Source organism: Thalassospira sp. MCCC 1A01428 (assembly GCF_002115825.1).
Taxonomy (GTDB): Bacteria; Pseudomonadota; Alphaproteobacteria; order Rhodospirillales; family Thalassospiraceae; genus Thalassospira.
Window position 1 is genome coordinate 38,638 of sequence record NZ_JFJZ01000037.1, and the last position, 6,824, is coordinate 45,461.

At 53.9% G+C, this 6,824-nt stretch carries 7 protein-coding genes; 6 read left to right on the top strand and 1 reads right to left on the bottom strand.

Going from position 1 to position 6,824, the window contains the following annotated elements; translation table 11 throughout:
• Window positions 1-71: 71 nt before the first annotated feature.
• The 3 genes from THS27_RS20570 to THS27_RS20580 all read left to right on the top strand — a co-directional run bounded on the left by THS27_RS20570 (window position 72) and on the right by THS27_RS20580 (window position 3,183).
• A complete protein-coding gene (locus tag THS27_RS20570) occupies window positions 72-1,412 on the top strand; it encodes a M48 family metalloprotease (RefSeq protein WP_085594005.1) in 1,341 nt (446 codons plus the stop codon).
• A gap of 146 nt (window positions 1,413-1,558) precedes the next feature.
• Window positions 1,559-2,329: a hypothetical protein gene (locus tag THS27_RS20575; protein WP_246833049.1), complete on the top strand. Its 771-nt coding sequence runs from the start codon at window positions 1,559-1,561 to the stop codon at window positions 2,327-2,329.
• Window positions 2,330-2,409: 80 nt separating this feature from the next.
• Window positions 2,410-3,183, top strand: coding sequence for a DsbA family protein (locus tag THS27_RS20580; protein ID WP_085593990.1), 774 nt, complete (start codon window positions 2,410-2,412; stop codon window positions 3,181-3,183).
• A 112-nt stretch (window positions 3,184-3,295) separates the two neighbouring features.
• Here the strand turns inward: THS27_RS20580 and thiS are convergent, their stop codons facing one another.
• Window positions 3,296-4,291 carry a sulfur carrier protein ThiS gene (gene thiS, locus THS27_RS20585; RefSeq protein ID WP_085593992.1) on the bottom strand — a complete coding sequence of 332 codons (996 nt, stop codon included), beginning with the start codon at window positions 4,289-4,291 and terminating at the stop codon, window positions 3,296-3,298.
• Window positions 4,292-4,525: 234 nt separating this feature from the next.
• Here thiS and aroQ point away from each other — a divergent pair, with 234 nt between their 5' ends.
• From aroQ to accC, 3 genes are read left to right on the top strand one after another with little or no spacing between them, the layout of a single operon-like run.
• A complete protein-coding gene (gene aroQ, locus THS27_RS20590; RefSeq protein ID WP_085593994.1) occupies window positions 4,526-4,972 on the top strand; it encodes a type II 3-dehydroquinate dehydratase in 447 nt (148 codons plus the stop codon).
• Window positions 4,973-4,984: 12 nt separating this feature from the next.
• Window positions 4,985-5,434: a biotin/lipoyl-containing protein gene (locus THS27_RS20595; protein WP_085593996.1), complete on the top strand. Its 450-nt coding sequence runs from the start codon at window positions 4,985-4,987 to the stop codon at window positions 5,432-5,434.
• Window positions 5,435-5,452: 18 nt separating this feature from the next.
• A complete protein-coding gene (accC, locus tag THS27_RS20600) occupies window positions 5,453-6,796 on the top strand; it encodes an acetyl-CoA carboxylase biotin carboxylase subunit (RefSeq protein WP_085593998.1) in 1,344 nt (447 codons plus the stop codon).
• The last annotated feature ends 28 nt before the right edge of the window (window positions 6,797-6,824 follow it).

Below are 6,824 nucleotides of genomic sequence, written 5' to 3' on the forward strand. Positions count from 1 at the left end.
CGATCCGCCATGATGGCTGGCCTGCCGGCTTTTCGACTGGCCCGGATGAACGAACATACGGAACGCACATTTTGCTTAGACGCATTTTAACACTCACTGCCATTTTCCTTGTTGCCTTGCCCAGCGCAGTTTTCGCCCAAGGCCGTTCATTTATCCGTGACACAGAAATCGAGGAAACCCTTCGTCTCTATGCCACGCCCCTGTTCAAGGCCGCCGGTCTCGATCCACAGGCTGTATCGGTTTACATCGTTTCCGATAACAGTCTCAATGCGTTCGTTGCAGGCGGGCAGAAACTTTTTATCAATACCGGGCTTCTGTTGAAAGCAGATACTCCTGAACAGGTGATGGGGGTTATCGCGCACGAAACCGGCCACATCGCTGGCGGGCATCTTTCGCGCGTGCAAGACCAGTTGCGCAATGCATCAGCAATCTCAATTCTTTCAACGGTTTTAGGCGTTGCGGCCGGGGTTGCATCCGGCCGGGCCGATGTTGGCACCGCCGCCGTTATTGGTGGTCAGAACCTGGCGCAGCGTAATTTTCTCGCATATTCCCGCACCCAGGAAAGCAGCGCTGACCAGGCTGGCGTTAAATTTCTGACCGAGGCCGGCATTTCGGCGCGCGGCATGAGAAATTTTATGGAGAAACTTGAAGGGCAGGAACTGTTAAGTGCCGCCAATCAGGACCCGTATCTGCGCAGTCACCCTTTAACAACCGAACGTGTGCAGTTTCTTGAAAACTATGTTGCCAACTCTCCGCTTAAGGATGCCAAGGTTTCACCCGCCCTGTACGAACGTCACGCCCGAATGCGCGCCAAACTTTTCGCCTTTACCAACAGCTTGCAGTTAACCCTGCGCCAGTATCCCGAGTCCGATACCAGTATTGCCGCCCGCTATGCCCGCGCAATTGCCTATTATCGCGATTCGCAGCTTGAACCGGCGCTGGAACGCATCAACGCGCTGATTGCCGACGAACCGGAGAATCCATATTTCGCCGAATTAAAAGGCCAGGTCTTGCTGGAATTTGGCAAAGCCGCCGATGCCATTGAGCCGTTACACAAGGCAGTTGACCAATCTGGCGGCGACGCCCCGCTGATCCGTATTTTGCTGGCCCATGCCGAACTTGAAACCAACGACCCGGCCCTGCTCGATGATGCCAAACAAAACTTGCTGGCGGCCCTGTCAAAAGAACGCGATAACGCGTCGGCCTGGCGGTTTCGTGCCATTACCGAATCCCGATTAAACAATACCGGCGAGGCATCGCTTGCCCAGTCGGAATATAGTCTTTTGACCGGTGATCGTAGCGCTGCACGCTATCATGCCGTGCAAGCGGCCCGGCAACTTACCAGCGGCACGGCCCCTTGGCAGCGCGCGCAGGATATTTTGCGCGCCACCCAGCCAGACGATAAAAACTAACAGCCCGTGACGTTGCCAGGCCAACAACACCCCCACCCATACCATCCCGCGGCACATACCCGCCGAGATGGTATCGCTAGCCGAGAAAACAACTGCCTGCATTCTTCAATACTGCCCTGAGCCAACCTGCAATCGGACACAGACACATGCAAAAATTCCCGTCTGAATGTCCAACACATATGCGTTTTCACCGGTTTCGGGCAATTATTGCTACTATGACGGTCATGTTTTTGGCCGCCTGTAGCTTGCCCGGCGCCGGGGTGAATGCCGATGGCGGATTAAAACTGCTTTATGCGCCCTTTGCCCTGGAAGCGCATAAACTGCCGGAATATTGGCTGTATGTGCCACGTCGGGAGGGTTCGCCGTTACAAAACCCGCGCCAAAAGATGGCAACAGGGACGTTACCGTCGCCCCCGGCCCTGTTCTGGGCCGATATTGATGGCAAAATCGCCCTGGGAGTTTCGGCATATGGCGCACCAGGCGACGGGGTTGAATTGGGCCGACGTACCAATATTGCCATTTTAAGCACGCCATTTTTATCTTTTGACTGGCAATTGCAAAACGGCGCCCGACCCGGTGATGCAACACTGATATTGGGGTTTCGTAACCAAACCGCAGATAACTGGAGCGAAACAGACTTTGGCGTTGGCCTGCCGGGTGTCGATTATGTCCTGCAAATTCCAGTTGGCGACATGCCGACAGCTTCGTCCGCTTCATCGGCTCCGTCGATGCCGTCTACGGCACACAGCTTTTGGCAAACCGATTATCTGGACCTTGCCACATTGCATCGTCGGTATTGGCCCAAGACTAACCCAACCGCTGTCAAACTGGTATGGATTGGCATTGCGTCACGCCCACAGCAGAACCGTGCCCCTGCGGCTGTGACCTACCTCTCGCATATTTTACTTTCCCGTTAGGGCATGTGTCCCGTATCAAGGTTACAACCATACTGTAATTTGCTGGCAGTTTTGCCTGACCGCAGACAAAAGGATTTTTAATGGCATTGCACATTTTGAAAAAAGCGACGGTTTGTTGCGCCGTTGCGTTGCCGCTGGCAATGACGAGCCTGGCCTCGACCCCTGCCCGTGCCGCAGACGACCTGTCACCTGCGCAACAAAAACAGGTTGAAAGCATGATCGAGGGCTATCTGATGGATCACCCGGATGTGCTTTTGCGTGCCCTTCAAAATGTGCAAACCTGGCAAATGAGCGAGCAAACCCGCCGCCAGGACGAAGCCATTGCACCGGTCTGGCAAGCCCTTTCCGCCAAAGACCCGATCGCGCCTTCAGTTGGTTCTGCCGATGCGCCAGTCACTGTGGTTGAGTTTTTCGATTATCAATGCGGTTACTGCAAACGCGCCTTTGATGATGTGATGGCAATGGCCGACGACGACACCCAAAAGATCCGCACCATTTTTCTGGAATTACCAATCCTGACACCGGAATCGGTGGTCGCCGCACGCGCAGCCCTGGCCGCCCACAAGCAGGGAAAATACCTGGAACTTCATCGTGCCATGATGGGCAGCCGTGGACAGCTCACCAACGACCGCATTGACGAACTGGCCGCCGGTGCGGGGCTGGATATTGCCCAAATGCACAAGGACATGGACAGCGATGACGTCAAAAAAGAACTGTCACGCAACAGCGCCATGGCCAAATCAATTGGTGTTAATGGAACACCTGCCTTCCTGATCAACGGCACGCTGGTACCAGGGGCAGATATGGAACGGGTTAAATCACTGGTTGATGCCGGCCTGTCCAAGGATTCCTGATCCCGCATCTCAAACCGCATATGCAGTTTGTTCATATCGGCTTGGTAATAAAACAACATCCCCCGTTTCGGGATCGAAACGGGGGATGTTGTTTAGACAAAGCAGCCAAAAATCAGATAATACCTGCCAATGGCGATGACGGGTCGGCATAGCTTTTGCGCGGCATCCGCCCGGCCAGAAAGGCTTCCCGACCGGCAATAACCGCATGTTTCATGGCACGCGCCATACGAATCGGGTCTTTCGCCCCGGCGATGGCCGTGTTCATCAGAACGCCGTCACATCCCAGTTCCATCGCAAAGGCCGCTTCCGATGCGGTTCCAACACCGGCATCAACCAACACCGGCACCGACGCATTTTCCTTGATCAGGGCAATGTTCACCGGGTTGATAATTCCCATGCCAGAACCGATCAGCGACCCTAACGGCATAATCGCAACACACCCCATATCTTCGAGAATTTTCGCCTGAATCGGATCATCGCTACAATACACCATTACCTCGAAGCCTTCCCTGATCAGGATCTCGGCCGCTTTCAGGGTTTCAGGCATGTTCGGATACAGGGTTTTCTGATCGCCCAGCACTTCCAGCTTTACAAGGTTCCACCCACCAGCCTCGCGCGCCAGTCGCAATGTTCGCATCGCATCGTATGCGGTAAAGCACCCGGCAGTGTTGGGTAAATAAGTGTATTTTTTCGGGTCAACATAATCGACCAGCATCGGTTGGCTCGGGTCGGTTACATTGACCCGGCGCACCGCCACCGTCACAATTTCAGCACCCGATTCTTCCAAAGCAAGGCGGGTTTCATCAAAATCCTTGTATTTACCGGTACCAACCAGCAACCGGGACTTAAAAGTACGCCCGGCAACGACAAAGCCATCATCTTCGGCTGCGGCAAGGTCCGCATCGGACGAACCGCCCCCGATAAAATGAACAATTTCCAGTTTATCGCCCTCGCCAAGCGCGGTTACGCCGTATGCAGTTTTGGGAACAATTTCAAGATTGCGTTCAACCGCCACCTTGCCCGAAGCAATTTGCAATTGCTCAAGGAGATCGGCCACTGTGGTTGCGTTTTCGACTGTGCGGTCTTCACCATTGATCGTAAGGCGCATTTTTTTACTAAAGTCCCTAATCCTTGTATATTTGGCCGCAGTATGGTCAGCACCGGGTTTGAAGGCAAGCCGAGATCACCCGTTTTTGGCCTGTATTGCGGCAAATATAACAATGCGGGCCTAATTTGCAGCACTGCTGGCATATTCCATCATTGCGATATAAGGAATGCAGCGTTGCGTCATACTATCGTCGTGTTATAAACGCTTCACAAACTGTTGGGTATGTGAGACCGGATGACAAAACCCGTCTACATTTTAAATGGGCCAAATCTTAATCTACTGGGACAGCGTCAGCCCGAAATCTATGGTGCGACCACCCTGGAAGATATAAGGGTCCTGTGTGAACAGCATGCGACGTCGATTGGCCTTCAAACCGCCTTTCATCAAAGCAATCACGAAGGCGTTCTGGTTGACCAGATACAGGAAGCCCGTGTAAAGGGATGCGGCATCATTCTTAATGCTGCGGCCTATACGCATACGTCGGTCGCTATTCTTGATGCCTTGCTGGCATCAGATTTGCCGATCGTCGAGGTCCATCTGTCCAATATTCATCAGCGTGACACTTTCAGGCATCATTCCTTCGTCTCGAAGGCCGCAAAAGGCATGATTTGCGGTTTTGGTGCACAGGGCTATGTCCTGGCCCTTGACGCTCTGAAGCCCCTTATTGCCCCCTCATCATAAAAGATAGTCGAAATGAGCAAGTTCAACATCGATAATGACGCCATTCGCCAGCTTGCAGAATTGCTGGACGAAACCAATCTTACAGAAATTGAAGTTGCCGCAGGCGACAATAAAATTCGCGTTGCCCGCCAGGGCACCACGTATGCTGCACCAGCCCCGATCGCCGCACCTGCCAGTGTTGCAGCCCCGGCTGCCGGCGCACCGGCTGGTGGTGATCTTTCGTCACATCCGGGCTGTGTTAAATCACCCATGGTCGGTGTGGTTTATTTCGCACCCGAACCAGGTGCCGCCCCCTTTATCAGCGCAGGTGCGACGGTTGCCGAAGGCCAGACCCTGATGCTGATTGAAGCCATGAAGACCTTCAATCCGATCCGCGCACCAAAAGCAGGCAAAATCAGCCAGATCGTCGCAACCGACGGCAACCCCGTCGAATATGACGAGCCGCTGGTCATCATTGAATAAGCCGGGGTCATAACCGCAATGTTCGAAAAAATCCTGATTGCCAACCGAGGCGAGATCGCGCTGCGTATTCAGCGTGCCTGCCGCGAAATGGGCATCAAAACCGTCGCAGTGCATTCCACTGCCGACGCCGACGCCATGCATGTGCGTTTGGCTGACGAAGCGGTTTGCATCGGCCCGGCAGCGTCGCGCGACAGTTATCTCAATATCCCGGCCATTCTTTCGGCTGCCGAAATTACCGGCGCCGACGCAATTCACCCGGGATACGGCTTTTTGTCCGAGAATGCCGACTTCGCCGCCATGGTCGAAGAACACGGCTTTGCCTTTATCGGCCCCAGCCCGGAACATATCCGGATGATGGGCGACAAGATCACCGCCAAACAGACTGTCGAAAAACTTGGCATTCCTGTTGTGCCAGGGTCTGACGGCGAAATTACCACTGTTGAGCTGGCCCAGAAATGTGCTGCCGACATTGGCTACCCTGTTCTGATCAAAGCATCGGGCGGCGGCGGCGGTCGTGGTATGAAGGTTGTGGAACGCGACGAGGATTTGGCCGAAGCCTTTTCCATGACGCGTAAGGAAGCGATGCAAAACTTTGGCAATGCCGCTGTTTACATCGAAAAATACCTGGGCAAACCGCGCCATATTGAGCTGCAGGTCATTGGCGATACCCATGGGAATGCCGTGCATCTTTTTGAGCGCGATTGCTCCTTGCAGCGGCGCCATCAAAAAGTGATGGAAGAAGCCCCCTCGCCAACCCTGACCGCCGAAGAACGCGACCGGATTGGGACCGTGGTGGCAAACGCCATGCGCGACATGGGCTATCGCAATGCCGGTACCATCGAGTTTCTTTACGAAAATGGCGAGTTCTATTTCATTGAAATGAACACCCGTTTGCAGGTGGAACACCCGGTGACCGAAGCCATTTCGGGCGTTGATCTGGTGCGCGAGCAAATTCGCGTTGCTGCGGGTATGGAATTATCCTTTACCCAGGATGATATCGAAATTAATGGCCATGCCATTGAATGCCGCATCAATGCCGAAGACCCGGAAACATTTGTGCCCTCGCCCGGCAAAATCCAGGAATACCATGCCCCTGGTGGCCTTGGCGTGCGCGTTGATAGTGGCATTTATACCGGTTATTCAATTCCGCCTTATTATGACAGCATGATCGCAAAGCTGATTGTGCACGGCCGTGACCGACAGGAATGCATGATGCGTTTGCGCCGTGCCTTGGCTGAATATGCCATTGGCGGCATCAAAACCACCATTCCCCTGCACCAGAAATTGCTGGAAAACCCCGATATTCAAGCCGGGGATTACGATATTCATTGGCTTGAGAAATTTATGGGCATGAAAAAATAATAGAAAACCGGGGACCCATTGGTCCCCG